General features: G+C 50.5%; 25 protein-coding genes and 1 pseudogene. 5 read left to right on the top strand and 21 right to left on the bottom strand.

Features of this window, described 5'->3' with window-relative positions; all coding sequences use genetic code 11:
* Positions 1–61 precede the first annotated feature (61 nt).
* The 4 genes from HOJ95_09280 to HOJ95_09265 form a co-directional block, all read right to left on the bottom strand.
* Entirely contained in the window at positions 62–1,111 is a 1,050-nt protein-coding gene (locus tag HOJ95_09280) for an ABC transporter substrate-binding protein (protein ID MBT6394884.1), read from the bottom strand.
* Between the two features lie 33 nt (positions 1,112–1,144).
* Positions 1,145–1,942, bottom strand: coding sequence for an ABC transporter ATP-binding protein (locus tag HOJ95_09275; GenBank protein ID MBT6394883.1), 798 nt, complete (start codon positions 1,940–1,942; stop codon positions 1,145–1,147).
* Positions 1,943–2,147: 205 nt separating this feature from the next.
* On the bottom strand, positions 2,148–2,459 hold the full coding sequence (locus HOJ95_09270; GenBank protein MBT6394882.1) for a ferredoxin family protein: 312 nt from the start codon (positions 2,457–2,459) through the stop codon (positions 2,148–2,150).
* A 260-nt stretch (positions 2,460–2,719) separates the two neighbouring features.
* Positions 2,720–3,610, bottom strand: coding sequence for a hypothetical protein (locus HOJ95_09265; protein MBT6394881.1), 891 nt, complete (start codon positions 3,608–3,610; stop codon positions 2,720–2,722).
* Between the two features lie 206 nt (positions 3,611–3,816).
* On the opposite strand from HOJ95_09265, the gene HOJ95_09260 reads away from it, so the two are divergent.
* Positions 3,817–4,944 carry a DSD1 family PLP-dependent enzyme gene (locus tag HOJ95_09260; protein ID MBT6394880.1) on the top strand — a complete coding sequence of 376 codons (1,128 nt, stop codon included), beginning with the start codon at positions 3,817–3,819 and terminating at the stop codon, positions 4,942–4,944.
* 13 nt (positions 4,945–4,957) lie between these two features.
* Here HOJ95_09260 and HOJ95_09255 read toward each other — a convergent pair whose 3' ends face one another.
* The 5 genes and pseudogenes from HOJ95_09255 to HOJ95_09235 all read right to left on the bottom strand — a co-directional run bounded on the left by HOJ95_09255 (position 4,958) and on the right by HOJ95_09235 (position 9,337).
* Positions 4,958–5,392, bottom strand: coding sequence for a VOC family protein (locus HOJ95_09255; protein ID MBT6394879.1), 435 nt, complete (start codon positions 5,390–5,392; stop codon positions 4,958–4,960).
* Positions 5,393–5,622: 230 nt separating this feature from the next.
* Positions 5,623–6,375, bottom strand: a complete 753-nt coding sequence (locus HOJ95_09250) for an SUMF1/EgtB/PvdO family nonheme iron enzyme (protein MBT6394878.1) — start codon at positions 6,373–6,375, stop codon at positions 5,623–5,625.
* 3 nt (positions 6,376–6,378) lie between these two features.
* On the bottom strand, positions 6,379–7,176 hold the full coding sequence (locus HOJ95_09245) for a c-type cytochrome (protein MBT6394877.1): 798 nt from the start codon (positions 7,174–7,176) through the stop codon (positions 6,379–6,381).
* Positions 7,177–7,328: 152 nt separating this feature from the next.
* Positions 7,329–7,463: pseudogene (locus HOJ95_09240) on the bottom strand (thioredoxin family protein).
* A gap of 1,448 nt (positions 7,464–8,911) precedes the next feature.
* Positions 8,912–9,337, bottom strand: a complete 426-nt coding sequence (locus HOJ95_09235) for a DUF4079 family protein (GenBank protein ID MBT6394876.1) — start codon at positions 9,335–9,337, stop codon at positions 8,912–8,914.
* A 127-nt stretch (positions 9,338–9,464) separates the two neighbouring features.
* Between HOJ95_09235 and HOJ95_09230 the strand changes: the two genes are divergently transcribed.
* Complete coding sequence (locus tag HOJ95_09230; protein ID MBT6394875.1) at positions 9,465–10,259, top strand: cyclase family protein; 795 nt, start codon at positions 9,465–9,467, stop codon at positions 10,257–10,259.
* Positions 10,260–10,291: 32 nt separating this feature from the next.
* Here HOJ95_09230 and HOJ95_09225 read toward each other — a convergent pair whose 3' ends face one another.
* From HOJ95_09225 to HOJ95_09185, 9 genes are all read right to left on the bottom strand, one after another.
* Complete coding sequence (locus HOJ95_09225) at positions 10,292–11,455, bottom strand: GGDEF domain-containing protein (protein MBT6394874.1); 1,164 nt, start codon at positions 11,453–11,455, stop codon at positions 10,292–10,294.
* Positions 11,456–11,540: 85 nt separating this feature from the next.
* The gene (locus HOJ95_09220) at positions 11,541–12,386 is read right to left on the bottom strand and encodes an alpha/beta hydrolase (protein MBT6394873.1); all 846 of its coding nucleotides are present in this window, start codon (positions 12,384–12,386) and stop codon (positions 11,541–11,543) included.
* Between the two features lie 90 nt (positions 12,387–12,476).
* Positions 12,477–12,896 carry a monovalent cation/H(+) antiporter subunit G gene (locus HOJ95_09215; GenBank protein ID MBT6394872.1) on the bottom strand — a complete coding sequence of 140 codons (420 nt, stop codon included), beginning with the start codon at positions 12,894–12,896 and terminating at the stop codon, positions 12,477–12,479.
* Positions 12,889–13,158, bottom strand: a complete 270-nt coding sequence (locus HOJ95_09210; protein MBT6394871.1) for a hypothetical protein — start codon at positions 13,156–13,158, stop codon at positions 12,889–12,891. Before HOJ95_09210 ends, HOJ95_09215 begins: the two co-directional genes overlap by 8 nt.
* The gene (locus tag HOJ95_09205; GenBank protein MBT6394870.1) at positions 13,155–13,628 is read right to left on the bottom strand and encodes a Na+/H+ antiporter subunit E; all 474 of its coding nucleotides are present in this window, start codon (positions 13,626–13,628) and stop codon (positions 13,155–13,157) included. The genes HOJ95_09210 and HOJ95_09205 overlap by 4 nt, the downstream gene beginning before the upstream one ends.
* Positions 13,629–13,652: 24 nt before the next feature.
* Complete coding sequence (locus tag HOJ95_09200) at positions 13,653–15,128, bottom strand: hypothetical protein (GenBank protein ID MBT6394869.1); 1,476 nt, start codon at positions 15,126–15,128, stop codon at positions 13,653–13,655.
* On the bottom strand, positions 15,125–15,472 hold the full coding sequence (locus HOJ95_09195) for a Na+/H+ antiporter subunit C (GenBank protein MBT6394868.1): 348 nt from the start codon (positions 15,470–15,472) through the stop codon (positions 15,125–15,127). The genes HOJ95_09200 and HOJ95_09195 overlap by 4 nt, the downstream gene beginning before the upstream one ends.
* Positions 15,469–15,912 (bottom strand): MnhB domain-containing protein, encoded by a 444-nt coding sequence (locus tag HOJ95_09190; GenBank protein ID MBT6394867.1) that lies wholly within the window; start codon positions 15,910–15,912, stop codon positions 15,469–15,471. Before HOJ95_09190 ends, HOJ95_09195 begins: the two co-directional genes overlap by 4 nt.
* Entirely contained in the window at positions 15,913–18,261 is a 2,349-nt protein-coding gene (locus tag HOJ95_09185; protein ID MBT6394866.1) for a DUF4040 domain-containing protein, read from the bottom strand.
* A gap of 263 nt (positions 18,262–18,524) precedes the next feature.
* Here HOJ95_09185 and HOJ95_09180 point away from each other — a divergent pair, with 263 nt between their 5' ends.
* Positions 18,525–19,208 carry an N-acyl homoserine lactonase family protein gene (locus tag HOJ95_09180; protein MBT6394865.1) on the top strand — a complete coding sequence of 228 codons (684 nt, stop codon included), beginning with the start codon at positions 18,525–18,527 and terminating at the stop codon, positions 19,206–19,208.
* A 201-nt stretch (positions 19,209–19,409) separates the two neighbouring features.
* On the opposite strand, the gene HOJ95_09175 is transcribed toward HOJ95_09180, so the two are convergent.
* The 3 genes from HOJ95_09175 to HOJ95_09165 all read right to left on the bottom strand — a co-directional run bounded on the left by HOJ95_09175 (position 19,410) and on the right by HOJ95_09165 (position 22,508).
* The gene (locus HOJ95_09175; GenBank protein ID MBT6394864.1) at positions 19,410–19,823 is read right to left on the bottom strand and encodes a hypothetical protein; all 414 of its coding nucleotides are present in this window, start codon (positions 19,821–19,823) and stop codon (positions 19,410–19,412) included.
* A gap of 243 nt (positions 19,824–20,066) precedes the next feature.
* Positions 20,067–21,461: a VWA domain-containing protein gene (locus tag HOJ95_09170; GenBank protein ID MBT6394863.1), complete on the bottom strand. Its 1,395-nt coding sequence runs from the start codon at positions 21,459–21,461 to the stop codon at positions 20,067–20,069.
* A 3-nt stretch (positions 21,462–21,464) separates the two neighbouring features.
* Positions 21,465–22,508, bottom strand: a complete 1,044-nt coding sequence (locus HOJ95_09165; protein MBT6394862.1) for a MoxR family ATPase — start codon at positions 22,506–22,508, stop codon at positions 21,465–21,467.
* Positions 22,509–22,714: 206 nt separating this feature from the next.
* Between HOJ95_09165 and HOJ95_09160 the strand changes: the two genes are divergently transcribed.
* On the top strand, positions 22,715–23,326 hold the full coding sequence (locus HOJ95_09160; protein ID MBT6394861.1) for a hypothetical protein: 612 nt from the start codon (positions 22,715–22,717) through the stop codon (positions 23,324–23,326).
* 642 nt (positions 23,327–23,968) lie between these two features.
* Complete coding sequence (locus tag HOJ95_09155; protein MBT6394860.1) at positions 23,969–24,499, top strand: (2Fe-2S)-binding protein; 531 nt, start codon at positions 23,969–23,971, stop codon at positions 24,497–24,499.
* The last annotated feature ends 42 nt before the right edge of the window (positions 24,500–24,541 follow it).

Here is a 24,541-nt window from a genome sequence, read left to right as displayed (position 1 = left end):
ATCACCCTCTCCGGCTCCGTACTGGAGCCGAAGAGGGATTCCGAACAAGCTTAGAGGATGACTACATGCTTCCAGCTTTTTTGACAAAGCTGTTGTCGACGTAGTCGTAAAGATTAGGCGTGGTCTTGATTTTGCCGAGTTTCTTCAAGAGCACCTGGTTCGCCTTGAGATCGGCCATCATCTCCTCGTTCCAAACGTCGGTTTTGAAGTCAAGGATTTTGATGAAAAAGCGCGCATCTTCCATTTTGAGTTTCTTGCCGCGCCGCGTGCTGAACTTGTGGAAAAGCTTAGCGGCTTCTTCTCTGTTATTTTCGATCCACCGCTTCGATTTCACCCATGCGTTCACGACTTTCTGGGTAATGCCGGGGTGCTTTTTGATGAAACCCGAACGCGTATAGAGCATGAACGGATAAGGCACCTTGGCGACGGTTTCAATTTCACTCTTGTCGATGATCTGACGACCAAGTTTTCGATTCAGGATTGATTTTGCGAACGGATACCATGGCACGGCGGCATCAATCGTGCCCGTGCCCATGGCGGCACCGATGCGCGAGGTGCGCATGTAGCGCATCTCAAACATTTTTTCGCTCAGGCCAATTTTGTCGAGATATCTTAACCAAGCGATGTGCGTGCCCGAGCCCTTCTGGATCGCTATTTTCTTGCCCTTGAGGTCGGCCATGGTCTTCGAGGTAGTGTCGCCATTCTTGACGAGAACGACGGCGAGAAACCCCGTGTTGTTCACGGCAACCGTCTTCATGTTCCAGCCTTTAGATGCCCATTGGACGAGGCGACCGTTCGAGGTCGTGCCAAAGTCGAGGCTTCCGCCATAGACCGAGGAAAGTGCCATGGCACCAGATTTGAGAGGCTTGCCTGTGGCGTTTAGTCCCTCGGCTTTCAGAAATCCCTTTTGGAGGGCAACGATGGGCACGATCGCCGTGGCGCTCTCCGAGTAGGCGAACTTTACCGTCTTGACGACGTCACGCTCGGCACGAAGGGGTATCGTCTTCTTGCGTTTTTTCCTCGCGGCGTCCGCGCCGGAAGGTAGCGCGAGGCCAGCGGCCACTATCGCTATGATGCCGAACAATAGCCATTTCCTGTTTCGTTTAAACATTATTCCGCTCCTCATATGTAGAGCCTAGTTGGCTCAGGTGTTGGATGTCTCCGTTTGACTTTCTATCAAGCTTGCAAGCTTGCGTTCTGTTTCGACGAATTCGGGTGCGAGGATATCGCGTGGCCTTGGAAGATCGACCACGATCTCCTCGGTGATACGTCCTGGTCGCGCACTCATAACTATCACTCGGTCGGCCAAAAATGTTGCTTCTCGCACGTCGTGAGTGATGAACATGACGGTTTTTTTCGTCTGCTCCCAGACATCGACGAGGACGCGCTGGAGATTTGCCCTAGTCTGGGCGTCAAGCGCCCCGAAGGGCTCATCCATCAGTAAGAGCTCGGGGTCGAGTGCGAGCGCCCGGGCGATGGCTACTCGCTGGCGCATGCCACCCGAAAGACGGTTCGGAAACGTGTCCTCGAAACCCTTGAGCGACATCATTTCGATGTAGTGATTAATAATTTCGTCGTGTTTCTCCGTGGGAGTCTTTTTTTGCTTCACGCCGTAGAGGATGTTTTCTCGCACCGTCAACCAGGGGAAGAGCGCGAAATCTTGAAAAACTATCCCTCGGTTTAGGCCGGGCTCAGAGAGGGGGTTATTGTCGAGGAGAATGTCGCCACCACTCTTAGGGTATAAGCCAGCCACGATCATTAACATAGTTGATTTTCCGCAGCCGCTCGGGCCGATGACGCAGACAAACTCGCCGTCGCCGACCTCAAGATTCACGTTCTCGATGGCATGAACTTGGCGTGTGTGGCCGAAACCCTCATTGACGATAAAGGTTTTTTGAAGATTGTTGATAGTCAGTTTTGACGACGATCCGTTGGAGCCGATGGGTACATCCCTCCGTGCTAGGCTGAGCCGTTAAAAGCCGGCAAACTTGTATTTAAGGAAACGGGGTGATTATAAGCCGTGGGAGGGATTTTCGCAATTTTTCATTCTTGTGGAATTTCTTGAAATTCATTGGCGAATTACTAGAAATATGACAAAAAACGCGGCCCCCGGAGGGGCCGCGCAGTCATTCAAATCTTTGTGGAAACTAGCGGAGTTTATTCTCAGCTCGGCGAGGCGGGTCATTTGCGGGACGCGGCTCAACCGGCTCGTTGTTCTTGAAGTCGGGTGAGAGATCGGCGTTGATCTGAGCCCATTCGGGATCATCATCTTCGCTCTCAAGAATAGCGTCGATGGGACACTCCGGCTGGCAGACGCCGCAGTCGATGCACTCTTCGGGGTCGATTACGAGAAACTCTTTTCCCTCGTATTCGCCGGGGTGCATACAATCTACCGGGCAAACGGTTACGCAGGTCGCGTAGCGCTCACCGAGGCATTTTTCACCGATGACAAACGTCATAAGACAAAACCTCCTTCAATTGAACCGCTCGGGCCCCAGGCCGGTTTGAAAGTGGCGGATAGCCGACCGAAGGGAAAAATAAATGAGCTTGAAATTTGATCGGGTAAAAGTCCAAATCCCAAAAGCCACGGTGAATGTATCAGACCGCCTCCGGCCAAATCAAGTGCAGAATCGGAGATTCAGAGATTTTTTTAAATCGCATTGGATTATATAAAATCATAAAAAACAGTTACTTGAAAAATGCTCCTGAGTGATGGCGTCTAGCTCTCCAAATTGACTAGACGAGCAGGGTTACGTTTGACCATCCATTCGATGTCTTCTTTGTCCACGCTAAGCTGGAGCATGGTGGCGATGAACATCCGAAGCATCTCGGGGGCCGTCGGATTAAAGTCGTTCTGCGCGTCGGTGCTCATGATGCAACGGTTGGCGCCTATCGTTTTAGCGGTGGCCACCACCGTTTTGGGGTCAAGGCCCTGCCACATCGGAAAAGCAGAGATCCAGGTGAACTCAATGATGTAGCCCAGGTCGGCAACTTCTCTTAGTTGTGCCTCACTCGCCTCTACGATATTGATAATCGGGTGGGTGAAAATGAATTTTTTGAGGCCGACCTCGCTAGCTTTTCGGGCAAGGGCGACACTTTCGGCAGCCGATATGTGGCCAGTGGCGATGGCAACATCCGCGTCGCGAGCAAGCTCGAGAATCGATACCACTTCGGGAAGTATCTCCTTGTTGCTGTCCCATACCTCCAGTCCGTTTCCGGGTGGGGTGTGAACAAAATTCTGTTTTACGCGTTTCGAGTATGATTCCACTTTTATATCGTTGGCGGCGGAGAATGTGGGCATCCAGATTATTTTTACGCCCAGCTTAATGGCGCTCTCTGCAGTAAAGGGGCAAAAGCCGCCGACGTGGCCATTCATAACGATTGAGCCCAGTGCCGTCAGACCAGGATTTGTTTCGTTCAAAATTCGAGCTTGGCCTATCGTCGGCCAGTAGTGGCTTTTCATTACGAAGCCGCGCATTCCAACGTCGCGGGCAGCCCGAGCCCATTCATGGTCAAGCAGACGGCCTGATTCGCCGAGCGAGGTCTGAGGGTAGATATGGGCATGAAGGTCTATCGAGCCTTCGAGTAGATCATCGGCGAGCGTGCGCATGAAAACTGCCTCCGGTTGAAAAACAAAAAAAGTAAATCAGATGCCCATATCATGCGCGAAGGTGGAATGGGGGGCAAGGCGTTCGTGTGGAAATTCGCAGGTCCGGCTCCTATTCCTTGCCCTGCAGTGATATCCTCGGGATGATTTAAATCGTCTGATGAAACAAGGTCGAAATGAACCCTCCTTTTCTAAATAGGAGTTTAGCAATGTCCGAGAATCGAATTATTGGAATGCCCGTACGGGAGCTCGACACTCCTGCCCTGCTCATCGACCTCGACGCGATGGAGCGAAATCTTGGCAAGATGTCCGAGCGGCTCGCGGGCAGCGGCCTCCGGCTGCGGGCGCACTCGAAGACACATAAAAGCCCGATTCTAGCCCGCAAGCAGATGGCTCTAGGCGCCGTCGGTGTCTGTTGCCAGAAGGTGAGTGAGGCAGAGGTGATGGTGGCCGGTGGTGTCGAGGATATCCTTGTTTCGAGCGAGGTGGTCTCTTTGCCCAAATTGCGGCGCCTGATGGCACTGACGAGACACGCTCGAGTCATGGTTGTCGTGGATGATCCGAGAGGGGCGGAGCTTCTCTCCGAGGCTGCCAGAGAGGCCAAATCTTCAATCAGCGTTTTGGTAGACGTGGATGTGGGCCAGGGCCGCTGCGGTGTGCCGCCTGGTGTCCCTGCCGCCGAGGTGGGGAAATTCGTCGCCTCGCTCCCGGGTCTTGAAGTAAAGGGCATTCAGGCTTACGAGGGAAAGGCCCAGCACGTGGATGGTTTTGAGGCACGGCGAAAGGTGTATGAGGTGGCCACTCGTCGCATACAGGACACCGTTGAAGAATTTAACAGCGCGGGTCTCTCGACTGAAATTAAAAGCGGTGGGGGAACCGGTTCATGGCGTTGGGATCTTGAGGCGGGTGTCCTCACTGAGCTTCAGTCGGGAAGCTATCTTTTCATGGACGCACATTACTGCTCGGTTGGTGGGCCGGAAGGGGCCGTCTATGATGATTTCGAGGCCAGCTTGTTTGTCTTAACCACTGTAGTGAGCACACCTGCGAGTGATCGCGTTGTTGTTGACGGAGGGCATAAGTCTCTTTCCTCGGACAGTGGCTGGCCTCTGTGTTTGGATATTAATGCTGCCTATTCGGCCGGGGGCGATGAGCACGGAAACCTCACTGTTCCGGCTGGATCCCCCCGCCCCGACCTGGGCGATATCCTTCTTTTTCAGCCGAGTCACTGTGACACCACGATCAACTTGCACGATGTCTACTACGGCATTCGGGGTGGTATGCAAGGGGGTATTCTTGAGGCGATTTGGCCTGTCGCTGCAAGGGGGATGGTGCAATAGGGCCTTAGTCCTCTTAAGCGTCGGGCAATTTCATGCTTCCGTCCTCTTCGATTTGCCAGAATGGATTCCAGGCGATCTCCCAAATATGGCCGTCCGGGTCGGAGAAGTAGCCTGCGTAGCCTCCCCAAAATGTGTCCCCTGCGGGTTTGAGGATTTTTCCTCCCGCGGCCTCTGCTTCTTCTAGTATCTCGCCTACTTCCTCTTGGCTCCGGGTGTTCTGGGCGAGAGCAACCCCGCTGAAGCCAGAACCCTCGTTCGCAGTGGTGTTCGCATCCTCTGCGAGAGCCTCACGTGGGTAGAGTCCAAACACGGAGCCACCTGTTTGAAAGAAAACGACATTTTCGTGTTCCTTGCCAGTGGATTTCCAGCCTAGTCCTTCCGTATAAAACTGCCGCGCTCGCTCCAAATCATCAACGCCGAGTGTTACCATGCTGATTCTTTGATCCATTGAGTGGCTCCTTAAAAAAAAGTGCAAAGGAAACTGTCGTTCGGAGGTTGTGTTTCTAGGGAAAATCAAAACCCCCACCGAGCCCGAAGGCTGGTGGGGGTAGACCCTGAAGGAGGGGAGTCCTAATTTCCTCAGGGGTTAAGTTATATTAGACCATGTAAAAGGTCATGTCCACATTATGTGGACATGGTTGAGGTCGAAAAAACTCAAAACGGACTTGGTATTCTTAATTATGGTTCGATACTTCGGGCGCAACGAAAGCCGACTATTTTCCAACGAATGATGGCATCGAGACGAAAGCGGGTGGCGCTTCTAAGCATTTCGGGCGAATTTCTGTACGAGCCGCCCTTAATCGTGTGCAAAAAACCAGAGGGCGGGCCCTTGGGATTACGTTTCGGCGCTTCTCGGTAATAGAATTCTCCCCAAAAATCATTTGTCCACTCCCAAACGCCACCAGCCATTGCGCGAGCCCCCCAGGGACTCTCGCTCCCAGGTCGCCCACCGATGGGGGGCGGGGTGTTTCGCCCACGGGTGACGCGGGCCGGATCAAATAAGTTTCCCCAAGGGTAGCGGAGACCGTTGATGCCCCGAGCGGATTTTTCCCACTCAGCTTCGGTGGGAAGTCGTCCTCCGGCCCAGCGGCAATAGGCGGTAGCGTCGTGCCAACTGATGCCGACGATGGGCAGTTCTGCGCGATGGAGAGTGGGGGTATTTTGGTATTTTGAGGCTCGGTGGCCAGTTTTGGTCCGGAAGCGATTCCAATCGGCGACGGACACTTCGTCACGATCTATCCAGAAGGCGTCTAAATAAACTTTTCGCCGGGGGAGTTCTTGAAGCGGGCCGTCGTTGCTTCCTTGAATGAAAGGTCCCGCCTCGATGTAAATCATATCTACGTTGGGCCGAGGTGCCGCATCAGCCTCGCCCTGGCAAAGCGTAGATATAATAGCCGTGAGGATAATCACGCCGATAATTGAGGTTCGCATGGTTTATTTTTTCTTGCGCGGTTTCCCGTTGATGAACGTTTCTCTGACGTAGCGTACGACACCCCATATCTCTTTATCGTTCAGGACATGGCCGTAGGCTTTCATGAAGTCGAATTTTTTCTCCGTTGTCGCGTCAAGGCGTCCCACCTTGATGAGCCAGAAAAGGAATTCGTCGTCAAAACGGTCCATTTGCTCTTTTCGGGTGTAATCCATCGGTGGCGGTTGAATTTCACTCACAAAGGGCTTTCCAAGAGGCTGATCGCCCCTGGGGCGCTCGCCGTCGCCTTGACCTTTGAGGCCATGGCACTGGGAGCACGCATCCTTAAATATTTCCTCAGATTCGGCGTCCTTAAACATTTTTCCGGCGGCAATGCCGCGCTCCCATTTGAGGAGCTTTCGAATCTGATCGTCCTCAAGCACCTCGCCGAAGGCGGGCATCGCCGTTGGAGTCGTCCCTTTAAGTTTGAAGCCTTTGGTTTTATTTAGAAGAACGTTAATCTTGCCAAATTTCACTATCGAAAAAATATAATCGTCGGTCATGCGCTTCATATAGGGGCTGGTGAAAACTTGAGGCCGGGGCCGGGAGCTTCTAAAGCTCGGGCCTTTGCCGTTGCCCTTAATGCCGTGGCACGAGAAGCAGATTTCCTCGTAAATATCCTGGCCGAGCCAGTAGTCGCCTTTATTCATTTCAGCCTTGGGTGGCGCCTTCATTTTGGCCGCAAAGGCAGGGGAGACGAAAGAGGCCAGGAGGCTCATCGCAAGCGCAATAGTTAGTTTTTTGTGCCAATTGTGAACGCTCATGAAAAATCCCTTTTATCGTATCGTTAGTCCGGGCGAAAAAAGGGCGCGGAAGATGTTTTCTCTCCCGCGCCCTTTTTAAGCATGTTATTGGACGCGCTATCGCCGAAAGATTCTACCTAATTCTTCCCGGCATGGGTATTGTGCCACTCCTGCTATTTTCGAGCGCAGGGGTTCTTGCCCGCACATGGGTTGCACGGGTTCTTTCCGGCACACGGGTTTTTCGATGCACACGGATTGCCGCCGCAGGGGTTTTTCGCAGCGCAGGGGTTTCCGCCGCCGCATGGATTTCCTGCGCCAGCCGTTGTCTTCACGGTTTTCATGAAGGCTTTGCGCTTTTTCTCCCATGTGAGCATCCGCTTGTAGACTTTCGGAGACAATGAAACGACATAGGCCTCAAGGTCTCTATATTTTGTCGAATAGGGGTCCATCGGCTGATTGCCGATAAATACGGTTGAGCACAGATCGTTGAATTGGCCAACGCTTACCACCTGGCTTGCTGCCGTCATGCGGGGAAAATGCTCGGCTGCTCCGATGAGAGAGGGAATCGGAACGGGGTTTCTGTTGCCCATTACGTCAACAGCGGTTCCGCCTACGGTGCGGCCCCTCGGATGGCATCCGACACAGCCAGTTGAGCGAAAAACCTTTTTGCCTCGTTTGACCGAATCCGCGACCGATTTGTCACGTTTAAGTGTCATGAAAAACGGAGGCGGGGTGATGGTCTTGTTCTTTGAGGCTGCTTGAGCTGAAAACGGAATCGCTAGAGCGATGGCCAGGACAGCAGCTAAAAGTGCGTGTATTCTCATCATGTTTATCTCTCCATAGGTATGTGGAATATTCATTCAATCTGAATTGATTATTTTCTGCCCGCACATGGGTTGCATGGATTTTTGGCAGCACACGGATTGCGCCCCGCACACGGGTTTTTGGCCGCGCATGGATTAGCCGCACAAGGATTCCGCCCCGCACAAGGGTTGGCCGCGCAAGGATTTCCGCCACAGGGATTTCCGCCTCCGCCACCCGCTACGGCCCAGATGAAATTGGCTTTGTGGTAACTGCCCTTTGATTGGGTTGAGATGTTAACGGACATGCCAGCCTTGAGGGATTTTGGATTGACAGCCTTAGATCCAAGGTGGGCGGTAGTCCATTTCTGAAGGTGCACACTCACTGTTTTGCCGTTTGAGGCGCGTACTTTCAGGTAGTCGCCTTTGTAGCCAGCGATTTTACCGGAAACTAACACGCCCTCAAAGCTGGTAGAGGCTCCACCCGCAGCGCACGGATTACACGGATTTCCTACGGCACATGGGTTTTTCGAGGCACAAGGATTACACGGGTTTTTGGCCGCGCACGGGTTCTTGGCGGCACAGGGATTTTTTGCAGCGCAGGGATTACACGGATTCTTGGCCGCACATGGGTTGGCTGCGCTGACTTGTCCGACTGGCGTAAACATCCAGATCGAAAGGGTAAATAGTACACTGAGATATGATTTTAAATTCCGTTGAAACATGACTCTGCTACCTCCGAATAGGGTTTGTATTTTATTTCATATTTATAGGCCGATGAAATACTTTGGCCTCCATATTTTCATGCCCAATGTCCTTTTTGCCTTATTGAAGCAATAAAATATGTTACTTAGAGGAACACTTTTTAGGAGCATCTTATTCCGCCAGGGAGGGTGTAATATTTTAAGTTGAAGGAAATTAGCGGCTATTTGTTTATTTTAGATTGAACTATCCGTTTATGGGAGAAGTTGGAAACCTAGTATAGCTACGGCTAAAGAGATAAATATGGCGATAAAAGCGCAAAATATATGGATTTGTCGAAGGTCATCTCTGCCCGGGGCAATTCTCAATCTTCTACCGAGATAGGCGGTCCCCAGGAAAAGGGAGAGCGCAAGAGTGCCGAAAAAGCTGTGAGCTGTAGCGAATAATGGCTCGGCCAGCGCGAAATGCATTCCAAGAGGCCCAAGAAAATATCCAAATACGAGGAGTGCCGTGAACCACCTGCCGAGACGCATGTGTAGGCCGACTAATCGGGCGGTATGCGGATTTGGGCCGAAGCGCTTGTTATTTCTGATTCTAAGGCCAAGAGCTAGCAAAAACAGGCCGAGTATGAGGATTGCCACCTGCATGGTGGGATGTATGTATGGTCCTATTCCGTCCAATTTCTACCTCGCTAGAAAATTCGGGCAGTTAGCTCTCTGTTGCCATGGTAATTTGTGATGTTTTAAATATCTTCTTCCTATATGCTGAATTCAATTCCACGAACCTACTTATCATATAGAGGCGCTCATGAACTTTGAAGATCTTTGTTCGTTTGTTCGAGGGAGTAAGACTTTTGACATGGGGGTTGAACTGTTTCCGGGAATGCCCCATGTCCCGCTACATTCGCCTTATGGTTTTACACTACACCGAGAGCATGGAGACCATATGGCAGGTGCTGGCGCCTGTTCCGCTGTCGATACGATTTTTTGCACGGGCCATACTGGCACGCATATCGACGCTCTGAGTCATTATTCAAAGGATTTGAAACTCCACGGTGGCATTGATGCCATTTCGTCTCAGACTAAAACCGAGGGAATGAAGGTCCACGGGATTGAAACGGTGGCGCCCTTTATTCAGAGAGGAGTCCTCCTCGATCTCGCGACACATCTTAAAAAAGAGGTTCTCGAGGGAGGCTTCGGCATCGGTCCCAAAGAACTTGAGGCAGTAGCCAGTGCCCAGGGCACACGTATCGATGAGGGTGATGTCGTTCTTATCCGAACAGGTCAAATGAAACACTGGCCTGGCCGTGAGTACTATTTCCAGAAAAGTGGCCAACCGGGGTTGAATCTCTATGGGGCAAAATGGCTTTCGGATAGGGGAATTCGGATGGTGGGCTCAGACACTTTCTGTGTTGAGGTACGACCTGATCCGGCAAGCCCGGTGCACGTTCATATGCTCGTTGAGAAAGGGATTCACCTTCTTGAGTTGGCGAATCTTGAGGAACTCAGTCGGACGAAGACCTACGAATTCCTTTTTGTGGCGCTTCCTCTCAAAATACGAGGCGGAACCGGTTCGCCCGTTCGCCCGGTGGCAATCGTATAGAGCGAGTCGAAGGTCGAGAGTAGTGCGATCGATTATTCGTAGTCACCAGAGATAACGCGATTTCGGCCACTTTGCTTGGCTTCGTAAAGAAGTTCGTCAGCAACAGGATAGACATCCTCTAGCCTTGGGCGCCGGGAGGCGCCGACGGAAAGTGCCCCCAAGCTGATGGTCACTGAGCCAGCTTTGGGCATTTCGGAAAAATGCATTTCCTCAACAACCCGGCGAATTCTCTCGCAAACGAAAATCATTTCGTCTTTGGGTGTGTGTGGCAGTAATATCCCAAACTCCTCGCCGCCAAACCTGAAAACATGGTCAAGCGTACGTGTTTGCTCTCTGAGAATCTGTGCCAGTTGGCGAAGTACGCTGTCGCCAGCGGGGTGCCCATAGGTGTCGTTGATATTCTTGAACTTGTCGATGTCGATAATCACAAGACCAACTAGCTGGCCGGTACGCGATGTGCGCGAGAGTTCCCGAGCACCCGAATCTTCGAATCCACGCCTGTTCAGCAAGCCCGTCAGTGGGTCTGTGTATTGAACAGCGTGTAATTGCTCGCGGCTGACACGGTGCGCCAGGTAGATTGTTTCCAGGTCCATACGTGCGCGGGCCAAATCAAGAAGATTTTTGAGGTGTCTTCGGAAAGCTTGATCTTCGAGAGTCAGGGGAAGGACGGTCTGGGCCCAAGGGGGGCCTTCCTTGATGTAAGGAGATGTTTCATCTTTCACGATAGCAACAACGGAGGAAAATCCCATGGTGGGGACTTCCATGAGCTTGCCTACAATTTTTTCTGCTTCATCGTCCCCAGAGTTTTCTAGATGTACGAGAAGCATATGGGGTGGATTCGAACTCACTTCGTGAAGATTGTCGAGGGTGACGGTTTCGTAGTGCTCGCTGATGGGAACGGTCATCAGCGAAACAAGGCGAGACATCTCGTTTTCCGGAAGATAGAAGGCCATTACACGGGGTACATGTATGCCGCCGCCAAGGAAGGCATGGATTAATTCTTCGCGGGGTAGCTCGCTAAGGGGAAGGAGTCTGTGTCGCGAATAGGGGGAAAGGAGGTTTAAGAGGAACTCGCCCTTGTCATCTTCCCCCCCAACGTTTGTCTCAATGTTTTCCTTGGCCGCCTCGGATTCACTTTCCGAGACGGGCCAAGCATCCTCGTCGGTAGCGCCTGTCAGGTTTTCCATGTCCGCCATTATTGCCTCAGTATAGCTGTATCGATTTAAATTCGATTTCCGTAGAGATTGCCACAGAGTGCGCTGTCAATAAAGACGCAATCTCCTAAAGAGCCGAGGAAAGGAATTCTCGTGTCAGGTTAAGGAAATTTTCCGGGGCATCTAGGTGAACGTGATGATAGGCGCCGGAAACAGTTTCGATTCGAACGTCCCCCTGGCAGGAGCGAATCCAATCAAGATCCTCATTTGTGAGCCGGTCCGAATTCTCCCCAACTACCAACATTGTTGGCGCCGTTACAGCTTGCCATCCGGGCCGAAAATCCGTTACGGGCCTGTTTTTGTGGAAGGATTTGTCTGCTTTTAAAACCCAGGTGCCATCATCAATACGGCGAACGCTATGGCGTGCGACGTGGGCGAGGAGTTCTGGAGCAGCGTTTTCTCCGGCGGGCACGACTCGAAACTTTTCGACGAAAAGCTCTTGCGATGCCCATGGTCGGCTCGGGCGGGCGGCGACTTTTCTTAAAGGCGCTATAATACGTTCATTCAGTTCAAGTGGAACGTCCACCAGAACGATGAAGCGAAGATTGGGAGGCTGAAATTCGTGAAGTTTGAGTGTGGTCGCGCCGCCGAACGAGTGTGCCACCAAGCCGGGCGCCTCACCGCTTTCGGCCTCTGCCCACTCTACCCACGCGGAGATATCATCTGCGAACGCTTCGTAGGTATAATCATTGGCCCAATCACTCTCTCCGTGGCCTCGTAAGTCGATAGCTATGGGTCTTCCCATGTCAACGAGGCCAGGGGCTATCGGATCCCACCAGCGTGCATGAGCAACAGCACCGTGGAACATCAAGATTATAGGGCCATCGGAACCGCCGTGATCAAGGGCGTGAAGGCGAAGGCCATTGCGTTCGATATAAATGTCTCTCGTCTTGCCGTTTGTTATCTCGTTCAACCTGTTCTATCTCCTCAGGTGTAGCTAAGAATCTATAAATACTTGCAATATTGTATAGGTAAATTCAAGAGGAGGTCGAGGTTATATCTACTATGTGATCGGCCCCGCTGAAGGATGGCTAGAATCTTCATCCCCTTCATCAGATTTCTCTTCTTCTGCATCTTTGGCCGCTGCTTTTTCTTCTTCCTTGAGGTAGGGGCCGTAGTCATCAACCGTGGTGCTTGTGGCGAGATCCGGCCCCTGCCGATAGGCAGCACGCGAGATGAGGTGTGCTGAAACCGGCGCAGTCAGAAATAAAAAGAAAAGTGCCAAAATGGACTGAGCCGCCACATCTGGGCTGCCGAAAGTCAGTGCGACGGCTATCAAGATGCCCCCCATGCCGAATGTCGTGGCCTTTGTCGCACCGTGCATACGCGTATAGAGATCGGGAAAGCGAACAAGTCCCAAACTGGCAACGAGCATAAAAAAGGCGCCTATTAACAGCGCGGTTGCGGCAATGAACTCACTCAATGATCATCCCCCTCTCGAGGAACTTGGCCAATACCGCCGTTGCGACAAAGCTTAGAATGGTCAGCGCGACAACGGCGATTATTACCATCTTCTCGCCCGTTTGGATGGCGAACAGGGCGAGAACCCCAGTCAGATTCGTTGCGATGTTGTCTGCTGCAATGATTCGATCTGGAGTGGTAGGTCCTTTCGCTAATCGGTAGAAGCTGAATGCGATTGAGACGATAAGCATAATCAATCCGATTTGAATAGCGCCCTGGATCATTCGCAGGCCCCCTTTACCGGCTCTTCAAGCCCTCTTCGAATTTCGTCGCGTACTTGGTCAGGATGTTCCATATCGAGAATATGAATGTAAATGGTGCTCTGGTCCTCGGAAATATCAACGCTGAGTGTTCCTGGCGTCAGGGTGATCGAGTTAGCTAGCAATGTAATACCAAGGGGGGTCTTGCAGTCGGTCTTAAAGGCGATAATGCCGGGGCGAATGTTTAGTTTTGGAGAAAGAACAATTTTGAGGACCTGAATGTTCGCTACGATCAATTCGCGTGTGAAGTTAATGATAAAGTGAATGATATCTCCGACGCGGCGAAACGATCGTTCTTGATTGTAGGTCCGGCGCAGGAAAAGAATTAAAATGAACGCAACAATTAACCCCACGAAAAAATTTCCCGGCGAGGCGTCGCCCCGGAGTAGGAGCCATATCACCGATATGCTCAGCACGAGAGTGGCTAATGGCATGCTCTAATTCCTCCCAGGTTTCATCTACAAAGCGCTCCGCATGGCAGAAATGTATAACTCGGGCTGGGTTATCTGGGCGGCGACGAGGAGGCTCCAGTCATAGAGCCACGCCGCGCCGAGCCCGAAAATTATAGCAAAGGCAGCGAGAAAACTGACCGATGAGTACATCACCAAGGGCGCTTGGCCTACCTCGTTTCCCCCATCTCCCCATGCCATTCGCTGATAAGTCGTGAAATTGTAGTAGAGCGAAACTACACCCATCAATAGGGCAAACCCGGTTGCAAGGTAGGCACCTTGAGAAAATCCAGCCTGGAGCAAGAAGAATTTTGCGAAAAATCCGTTTAGCGGTGGAATGCCGGCCAGCGAAAGAAAGCCCACGAGGAGAAGCGAGCTTGCGTAGGGGGCTTTTTTCATCAATCCGCCCATTTCTTCAAGATCGACGGTTCCCGTGAGCTTTTGGATTAGTCCTCCGCCAAGGAGCATCGAACTTTTGAGGAACGCGTGGCTGACGATATAGAACACTGTCGCGGTCATTCCTAATGGCGAGAGCAATGAGATGCCAAACGCAATATATCCGAGTTGGTTGATGGTTGAGTAGGCGAGAATACGCTTAAGGCTGTTTTGAGGTAGTGTTCCCAGTGCTCCCCATACGATAGTTGCCAAGGCGATGACCATCAGAAGTGTCTGGAATTTTTCGAACGGTCCGATAAAAATCAATGTCGCGCATCGGATGATGGCATAAATGCCAACCTTCACAAGAACACCGGCAAGGATGGCGCCAATATGGGTGGGCGAAATAGAGTGGGCCGAGGGCAGCCAGAGATGCATCGGGAACAGGGCCGCCTTCATGCTGAATACGAAAAGAAATATGAGGGCCGTCACAATCATGAGTGGCTGGGGGCCAAGCTCGCGAATCTTAACAGAAAGATCTGCCATGTTGACGGTGCCTACCTGTGCATAAAGAAGTGATACGCCTACGAGGAACAATGCTGAGGCGATAATGTTGAGAAATGTGTATTTAAGCGCAACTTCGAGTTGATCGAGGTTGTAGTAAAAAGCGAGTAGGGCATAGGTCGAAATTAGCATGACCTCAAAGAATACGAAGAGGTTAAAAAGGTCGCCAGTAAGGAATGCGCCTTGGATGCCCATGAGCTGAAAGTGAATGAGGGGATGAAACGCCTCTTTTCTCTCGTTCCTGGATAAATACCCCTGAGCGAAGAGGGCACAGGCTCCCACAATTGTCGCTGAGAGAATCAGCATCGTAGCAGTAAGGCGATCAGCCGCGAGTATGATTCCGTAAGGAAAGGGCCACATACCCATTCGGTGAATTAGGATTTCTCCGCCAGCCGTGGTGCGAAGAATGAATAATACCAACACCAGATTGACTGACAACGAGGCAATACTGAGGCGTTCCTGGATGTTCTGACGATTGCGCAGGAGGAAAAGCGCTATGGCCGTGGCCAGTGGAAGAATTACCGGCGCAGGAAGGAGCAAAGTCATCCTTTCAGCCTCCGAATTTCATCCATGTCATCTGTCTTGAATTTAAGGAAGGCGTTGAGAGCAAGGACGAGAAGAAATGCTGTCACCGCGAAACTGATCACGATGGCCGTCAGCACCATCGCTTGTGGCAGAGGGTCCACATAGGCCCCGGGTTCTAAGTGCTTATTTGTGCGCAATATGGGCGATAGGCCGTCACCGACCCAGCCCGATGCAACGATCATTAAATTGGTGGCGTGGCTGAGCAGCGAAAATCCAAGGATCACTTGAAGAATGCGGCGCTGCATCACCATAAATACGCCTGTCGTCACCAGTATTCCAATGGTAATCGAGAGGTACCAAGTCAACTCGGGTCTCCTTCATTCCGGCTCGTGGCCCGCCGATCGCAGAAGTTCGTAAGGATTGACATCAACACGGCCACGACGACTCCGTAAACACCGAGGTCGAAGAAAAATGCAGTTAAAATTTCTACTTCTCCAATAAAGGGAAGGCTGATTTCATAGGGCGAGCTTTTGAGGAAGTAGCCGGATAGAAGTCCGAAGAGTCCGACAAAGGTAGAGAGTCCCAGAGAGGTACTAAAGATGCGCCCCCATGGCCAATTGTAGCGGCGCCATCCCTCTCCTGAATCGAAGGCGACCCACTGAAGTACAATACCCACCGCCGTCATGAGGCCGGCGATAAAACCGCCACCCGGCTGATTGTGTCCGTAAAGAAGTAAGAAGAATGAAAAAATCAGTGTTAAGTGGAGGACAATAGGTGCCACTGTTTGGAGGATTAGCGAGCGCATTTAGTGGCCTCCTTCTTCGTGTTGCATCGTACCCACGAGCCGAAGCATGGCGTAAATGGCAATACCCGAAATGACTAGTACTGAAATTTCGCCAAGTGTGTCATAGCCACGGTAATCCACGATAATGGCGTTGACGACATTGTTAAAGCCTGCCACCGGTTTCGACGTGCGCATAAAGTAGTCGGAAATGGTTTTGAAGTTGTGTGTGTTCATGGCAAGTGCCATTCCTGCGGTGGTTGTTGCGCCGAGGAAGATGGCGATAATCCAGTCTCGAACGTAGCGGGACCGGCTCTGGGGGATAATTTTGAGTTGAGGGAGGAACCAGAACGCCAGTAGGAAAAGGATGACAGATGCCGATTCAATCATGATCTGGGTGAGCGCCAAATCAGGTGCTTTCATGACAATGTAAAGACCCGCTATCGCATATCCCGCAGTGCCGAGAGCTAGTATGGCTGAAAGGCGCTTCGGGAAAAGTGCGGTGGCGATAGCTGAAATTGAAATCAACAGGCAAATCGCGCCGGCAAGCAGTGTGGCGCCTTCAAATTTAGGCCAACTAAGATAATTCCAATCCATCGTAAGTGCCGTTATGAAAATAATAAGAGCAGGAGCCATGATTGACCAGCGTAGATAGCGGCGTAGATTGCCATCCTGTAGGGATAGCAGAAGGGGCCAAGTACGCTCACGGGCAATGTAAAGAGCGCCATTGTAAATTTTGTTTGGTCCTGGCCCTGACTTCCAGAGGTTAGCCGCCGAGTCTAGGAAATTTGTGACGATATCAAGCTTCCAGTAGAGAGCTAGACCCGCCGCAACCGTAATGATGGACATGACGAGTGGCTGGTTCACTCCGTGCCATAGGCTGAGATGAAATTCGGGTTTAGCACCCCCAAGCGTGGCCGAGGCGGCGGGGGCGATAAATGTGTTTTCAATCAGGCCGGGTGCTACTCCGAAAGTTATCGCTAAAAGGACAAGTATTGCTGGTGCTGCGAGCATGCCGAGAGAGGGGTCATGGCCCGGCTTTGGCGAGTCGCCTTCTGCTGGTGTCCAAAACGGCGCGCCAAGGAAGCGCAAATGGTATAGGGCGGTGATAATACCCGCTCCGAGGGTGAGCCAGGGCCAGAAGGTGGCCCAGTCACTTGGCCCGCCGGGGTGGATGCTTACACCGTAAAGCATTTCCTTGGTGATGAAACCACCCATCGGCGGTATGCCAATAAGGCTAATCGCCGCCAGCACGGCAAGAATATGCGAGCGAGGCATTTTCCGAGATAGATGGCCAAGAAGCCGAACGTCCCTGGTTCCAGTTTCATGATCGATGATGCCAACAATCATAAACATGGCCGCTTTGGCCGCCGCGTGGTTATAAAGATGAAGCGTTGAGCCGATGATTGCTTCCTCGCCGCCATAGCCAAGGAAGGTGACGATTAGCCCTAGCTGGCTGATTGTCCCGTAAGCGAGAATAGCCTTTAGGTCATGGGCTCGCAGGGAAAGGAGCCCGCCGGTTATCATGGTCGTCATTCCAAGACTAATAACCACGTAGCCCCAGGCGGGATGACCTCCTAGAATGGGATAAAAACGCGAAAGAAGGTAGATGCCCGCTTTCACCATGGTGGCCGAATGAAGAAAGGCGCTAATCGGTGTTGGGGCTTCCATTGCATTGGGTAGCCAAATGTGGAATGGCCACTGCGCGCTTTTTGTTGCTGCGCCCATGATGATGAGTATAAAGGCAGCGAGTGTGACCTTTTCGCTCACTCCCGGCATGGCGATGAGTTTTGAGAGTTGCCACTCGCCGGTTGCCTGACCCAGAAGCAAGAAGCCTGCGAGCATCGCTAGCCCGCCTCCGCCGGTTATGAGTAGCGCTTTTTGTGAGCCGTATATCGCAGCTTCCCTGTCGGACCAAAAACCGATTAAGAAGAATGAGGTAACGCTGGTTAGTTCCCAGAAGATAAAAAGCGTTATCAGGTGATCTGAGAAGACAACACCCATCATCGAGCCCATGAACGCAATTAGCCAACCGTAGTAACGACCCAAATCTTCATGTTCATGGAGATACCAGTTCGAGTAGAGGACTATGAGAAGAGCGATACCGGCGACGAGGAAACCCCACATGATGCTGAGGCCGTCCACCAGGAACGAAACGTTAAGACCTGCCGAGGGAACCCAGGAGATTGTGTATAGAATGGAACTCTTGCCAGCGGCACTCCATTCGCCATAGAGGCTTATTAGCGCCCAGAGACTGACAACTGGGGCTGTAATAGCGAACCAAGCCGCAACCCTACGGTATTGGTTGGCGAAGTAAGGTATCGCCACCGCGACTGCGAATGGGAAGAAGACTGCAATATAGATAGATTTCAAATTTTAAAGCCATCTCTAAAAACTGGGCGAATTCCCGCAACCAATTGTAATATAATTACATAGATGAACAACAGGCGCAACAGGAAATGCACTCTTAACCTCGTTCCAAATGGTATTAAGTAAATAAAAACAGTAGTCTCGGACTGAAAGGGGATTTTATGGGAGTCGATACGAATTACCGAATTTTTGCACTCTGTCAAGGTTGGAGGGAGTGCGATTTTTCGCTTCTCCTATACCTGACTCAAACTGGGCGAATGGCCCGTATGCCCTATTTTTTCTGGATTCTTGTGCCTGAGGACACTAAAGGTATCTTGGGCGAGCCCATTCTAGTAGATACAGGATTCTTGGAAGGAGAATGCAAATCGCGTTATCCGGGATTTGAGGATTTTCGAAGGCCGCGAGATTTGCTGGAGCCCTTCGATATCGAACCCTCTGGGGTGCGCCGCGTAATTTTGTCTCACCTGCATTGGGACCATTTCTCGGCTTCAAGGCTCTATCCGGAAGCAAATTTTTATCTCCAGAAAAAAGAACTTGAATTCTGGCGTGGAAATAAGAGTGACCATCATTTCCTTCGCCATTTCGTTGCGAATTTAGAAGATGTAGCTGGTCTTGAAAAGGAGGGTCGTCTCCATCTTCTAGACGGAGAAACGGAGATTGAAGAGGGCATCACCGTTCATCTCACCGGAGGGCATACGCCTGGTCTTCAAATTGTTCGTGTGCGAACCGCGGAGGGTTGGGCCGTCCTCGCAGTTGACGCCGCCTATGTCATCAGAAGCCTTGAGTCGATGATTCCACCGGGTATTCATGTTCATGTGGATGAGTGTCTCTCCGCTCTCGATACGGTTAAAGAACTAGCCGACAGGCCAAACCTAGTTTTTCCAGGTCATGACATTGAGACTTTGAAAAGATTTCCTGAAGCACATCCAGGGGTTTTCCGGCTTGCGTGAGAGCCTCATTGAGCGTCGACGGGCCTCGCGCGACTCCTGCAGAGGCAAGGCAAAGTCCACGAGGGAAGAGCGATTTTGTCGAAAATTTATGAGTGGTTCAATGAAGGTTTTGATACAAGGGATTTAACGGAGGCCAAAACCTTGCTCGATGAACTATCTTGATGATATTTAAATGTCCGGGTGAGACGGAGCCAATTAAATCTAAGATGCTTTAGTCATGGATTTCTGAACGGCGGTGATAATCCATGTTTTCAGACTGTTGCTATCCCACTCGTGGACGGGGAAACCTTTGCTCGTAAGCCATTCTGCCCGGCCCCGCTGCATTTGGTTTGGCAGGTAAATGCCGAAAATACCCTTTTTATTCTCGAGACTTTTCTGAAGTGCATACTGGCACCATTTGCTCGAAGCAGTGTTCCGGCCTATCAGGAAAACGGTTGCGTCGGTATGGACAACGGCCTCATCGACCAGTTCAGTCAGTGCGGCGTTTCCTTTTTTAAGGGCGCCGGTCCATATTGATTCTGTGAAATAAATTGAGCGTGCCGCATTTTTGAATTTGCACGCATTATTGATGATATCTGCATTTTTGTAGTCAGCATAATTAAAAGAAAAATACACTCGTGACATTTCGACCTAATCAGGGCAGGAAATTTTAAACAGGCATAAATAACAAAAACAACTTACCAAATCCACGTGAAACGTCAAGAACGTAAGGGTTATGAAACTTATCGAAGATCACATATGTTGAAAATAATTAATAATTTTTTAAAACTAGGAACATTGGGCACATTGTCTTTGTGTCAATTCCTTGTTGGCAATCGTCCATGGTCATTCAATTAAATTTGATTGGTGCTTCATGGGTCACCTGTAATCGAAAAGAGTGTCGACCGCATTGGCAAGTTTGGAAAGGTTGCCTACTTCGTGGAGGGTGTCGCAGTAGGGTTGATAGGCAGGCATGTCTGAGTCACCGGAACCCCATAGGTAGGGGGCCTCGGGGTTCATCCAGACTAGGCGGCGACAATGGTTTTTAATTGTGTCCAAGCAGTCGAGTCTTGGGTCGTTAAAATTATTTCGCCCATCTCCGAGGACGATAACTGTCGTATTCCTGTCGATGTGGTTTAGATGATCTCGGCAGAGCATAGCGAGGCTGGCTCCAAGATCGGTGTTGTAGTAACCCGCTTGAAGATCGTCGAGGACTAACTCTACAGCTTTTTGCGGTGGATGCTCGTCGAACCACAGTGAAATTTCCACAAGGCGGTCGATAAAAGCATAGCTCCTTGCTCGTGCGACCTGATCTTGAAGCTGATAGATGAGGGAGAGCATGAATTCTGCGCAGTGTCGCACGGAAGTTGAAACGTCGCATATTAGTAAGAGCTTAGGCTTGATGACGCGCCGTTTTTTCTTGAGCTCAAGAGGAACGCCTCCGTAACGCATGTTGGTGCGCATGGTGCCCCTCATATCGATACGCCCCTTACGCGCTTTGCGGTGGCGAAGGGCTGCTCTGCTTCTTAGACGAGAGGCGAGACGACGAACTTCGTCGCGAAGACGCTCAGCTTCGCGCTCATCTAATCCTCGAAAAGGGAGTTCCATTACGTCGTCGATAGGTTCTTTTTTCTCGTAGTCATCCTGCATGCGGCGGGCAATGGCTTTGCCGACTTCTTTGCGTATCTGCTCCTCAAGAGCCTCTCTGTTTATTCCGGCAGTTTCTGCAAGGCGATCGAGGAGTTCTCCGTCCATACCCGAGGCGGAGAGTTCCTCAAGCAGTTCCATGAGCGCGTCCATGAGCTTTTCAAGGCCTAAGGTGCGCCCCATCCGGCGCTCCATCCGAGAGGCGTCACGTGGGCTAGAGGCCATTCGCAGTCCAGCCTGCTGGCCAAGCTGATCAAGATCGTCTTGTGAAAGTGGCTGTCCCTTAAGTAAGTTTTCTAGTATTCGGCGCAGAGCCTCGGGAGTAAGTTCTTCCGCCATTCGCTCAAGCGCTTCTAATAAACTTTGGGTGTCCTCCTTGGTCATCTCCGATATGGCGTCGAGGGTTGGTGGGACCTCAGTGCCGAAAAAAAGTGGGAAGAGGCGCTCGAAGTTCTCCTGGTCTTTTTCTTCTTTAACGAGAGTGAGGCGCAGTGCGCTTTTGAATTGATCGCGATTCGCGACCCCGATAATTTTTGAAGCTCGAAATGAATCTTCACTTTCTGCCAGAGATACGCGAATGCCAGAAGCTCTCAGGGCCTGGACAAAATCCACCATGCGGTCTTCCATGGCCTAATTCTCCAATTGTTCGTAACCCGAGAAGGGGTCGTCTGAATCTCCTCGGCCACGGCGCCGGCGACGAGAGCGCCGCCTGAGATCGGCTTCAAGTTCATCGAACATGGATTCCTCCGTACTGCGCTCGCCATGTCCTTGTTGTTGCTGAAGCTTCATGTTTCGCCGTGAGCGGAGGATGTCCTGTTCGTTCTTCAATAGGACGGTCAGTGTTGATTTTGTAGTTTCTTCATCGAGTTTCTCGGCGTTCAGCATGAGCAGTGCTTTGGCCCAGTCGATTGTTTCGCTCACACTTGGACTTTTCTTGAGGCCCATTTTTCGCAGTTCCTGTACAAAATCCACGGCTTCCTGGGCAAGTGTGTCACCCAGGCCGGGAACCTTGATACGGACAACTTCTAGTTCTGCCTCGGCAGAGGGATAATCAACAAAGATATAAAGGCATCGGCGCTTCAGGGCTTCAGAAAGTTCGCGGGTGTTGTTTGAGGTCAGTAGAACTGCTGGAGGGGATGTGGCACGGATAGTCCCCACTTCAGGGATTGATACTTGAAAATCACTCAGCACCTCAAGCAGAAAAGCCTCGAATTCGGTGTCAGAACGATCTATTTCGTCAATGAGTAACAGGGAGGGTTTGGTGTTGCGAATGGCCTGGAGGATTGGTCTGGCCAGTAAGAATCGCTCAGAGAAAAAGGCGTTTTCTTCACTTGCAATTCTGTCGGCAGCTTCGGCCAGGGTAGATGCATCAGTTAGCATATGCTGGACTTTATCCCTAAGAATCTGAGTGTAGAGCATCTGTTTCGAATATTCCCATTCATAGAGAGCTTTGGACTCATCCAGCCCTTCGTAGCACTGGAGACGGATTAATTCACGCCCCGTCGAGGCTGCCCACACTTTACCTAGTTCGGTTTTTCCCACACCGGCGGGGCCTTCAACCAGAATAGGTTTTTTAAGCCCTTCGGCGAGATAAAGAGCAGTACATATTTCGGCGGACGCGATATAGTCCTGGTCGGCGAGAGATGTCAGTACTTCCTCGGTGTTTTTATACACATGAACCTCCTGGCAGTAGAGAGGTGAAATGGATATTAAAGTAGCCTACCATAGTCGGGAATTTACTCTCAAATATTTTCCTCTAGCTAATTCTTATCGTACCCTTTATATAAAGAGTAGTTGTTTTTCGTCTTGTCTTCTGCCCAATTGGTTCTCGTTTTTATCCGATAAGATTTGGTTTGTTTTGTCTTCATGATGAGGGTGCAATGAAATTCACCCGATTAATTTGGATGGCCAGTATCCTTATCGTTGTATTCGGAATTGCAGTTTCGACACAAATATATGTGCTTTACGGAAAGCTCCAGTCTAGAGAGAGGACTATTCGTCTGCTCAATGCAGAAGTTCAACGAAAATCCAATGTGCCTGCCCGAACTGATTTTGGGAGCGTTATGGGCAGTTCCATCTCAGCACGTCTTAAGCTTCGCTCTAATAAAAAGGAAATTGATGAGCTTATGACTAACTTGATGTTTGTAAGTGGAGAGCTCGATGAGGTGAAAAAAGACATTGGAGTCAAGGAAAAAACGATATTGAATCAAAATCGAGAAATTGGTGCCGCCAAAAAAAGAATGAGCATTTTGTTGGTGGAGAAGAAGAAAAATGTAGAGCAATTGGTGCTTTTGAGAGCTGGCAGTGCTGCTGAGTTGGCAGAAAAACAAGCTCAAGTGGAAGCTCTTCAAAAGCGTAATGCTGAACTCTTGGAGTTAGTTGAAAAGTTTAAAGAAGATACGGGGAATTTGAAAAAGAAAAAAAAGGAAAGTTCTAAGCAAAAATTACCTAAGGCGCTTGAGGAGAAAATTAGAAATTTAAGCGGAAACTAATCAGTTTTCTCTCGCTGTTAATAATTTTATTCATTGATTTTTTTCGTTGTCCTAGTGGCGCGATTTGGTGGGCACTTTAATAACAATATGTCATGGTTCGTTGTGGTCGGGATTGTGGATGGGAACCATTGTTCTATGGGTCGCAATAATTGAACGAAGGCAACAACAAACAACTCCAGGTTGTTCCTCCTCTCTATAGAATAGCAACCGAGGTGGATGATTTTGTTCTCAGTTTAGATGTTTTTCTTATCCAATCTTCACAATTCTGTCCATGTTATGGAGTTCTTGGCCACAAGATATTATTGCGAGGGGAAATTTAGGTCTTTTTTTGCTGAGCTTTTGAATGACAGTTTTGTCTTGGGATCGCCAGAGGAATGTTTCGGGCAATTGAGTTCATGCTGGCAGGAAGTGGGGGTGAATCGCCTTGTCATTAGTACCCATTGGGAGGGGATGCCGCTGGCGTCTGCGCTTCACAGTACGTAGATGATCTCACGTGAACTTTTGCCTGAACTTAGAAAATTATAGTACTGTAATTTATGAAGAGAGTGTAGGCGGATGCGTGGCTACGAACTCCATGGTAGCATGACGTATCCTCATGAAAAAGATATTTTTGAAATGTTAATGAGTTCTTGGAAGGTACTCATGGCGCAAGCGGAAAAGAAAAATATTTCGTTTACCTTGAATGGGGATTTGGTCGATGTTGTCGTTCCCGTGACAAGATATCTTGTGGATGTCCTTCGAGATGACCTTTCGATGATGGGCACCAAGCGTGCCTGTGACCAGGGCGTGTGTGGCACATGCAGCATCATAATGAACGGCAAATTAGTAAGTTCATGTTTGACGTTGGCTGTTCGTGCCGATGGCGCAGCAATTATTACTATCGAAGGTTTGGGTAGCCTCGAAGAAGGGCTTCATTCGCTTCAGGAGAGTTTTGCCAGGCATGGTGCTACCCAGTGTGGTTACTGCACACCGGGGATGATTGTCTCGGCTTTTTCGCTTCTCAAAGAAAACCCTAATCCTACGGTGAGTGAAATTAAGCACTGGTTGACGGGAAATCTATGTAGATGTACGGGCTATCAGAAAATAGTAGATGCTATTAGCTCAGTTGCCGAAGGGCGAACTGAGCCCCGTGTTTTATCCGGAGTCGAAATTATTAAAAACTATGAAGACTAAGAGCATTGCAGGATGCCAGAATAGCTTGAATGAAGGATGGAA

It is taken from the genome of Nitrospinaceae bacterium (assembly GCA_018669005.1).
Classification (GTDB): Bacteria; UBA8248; UBA8248; order UBA8248; family UBA8248; genus UBA8248.
This window is presented reverse-complemented; position numbering and strand designations above follow the sequence as displayed.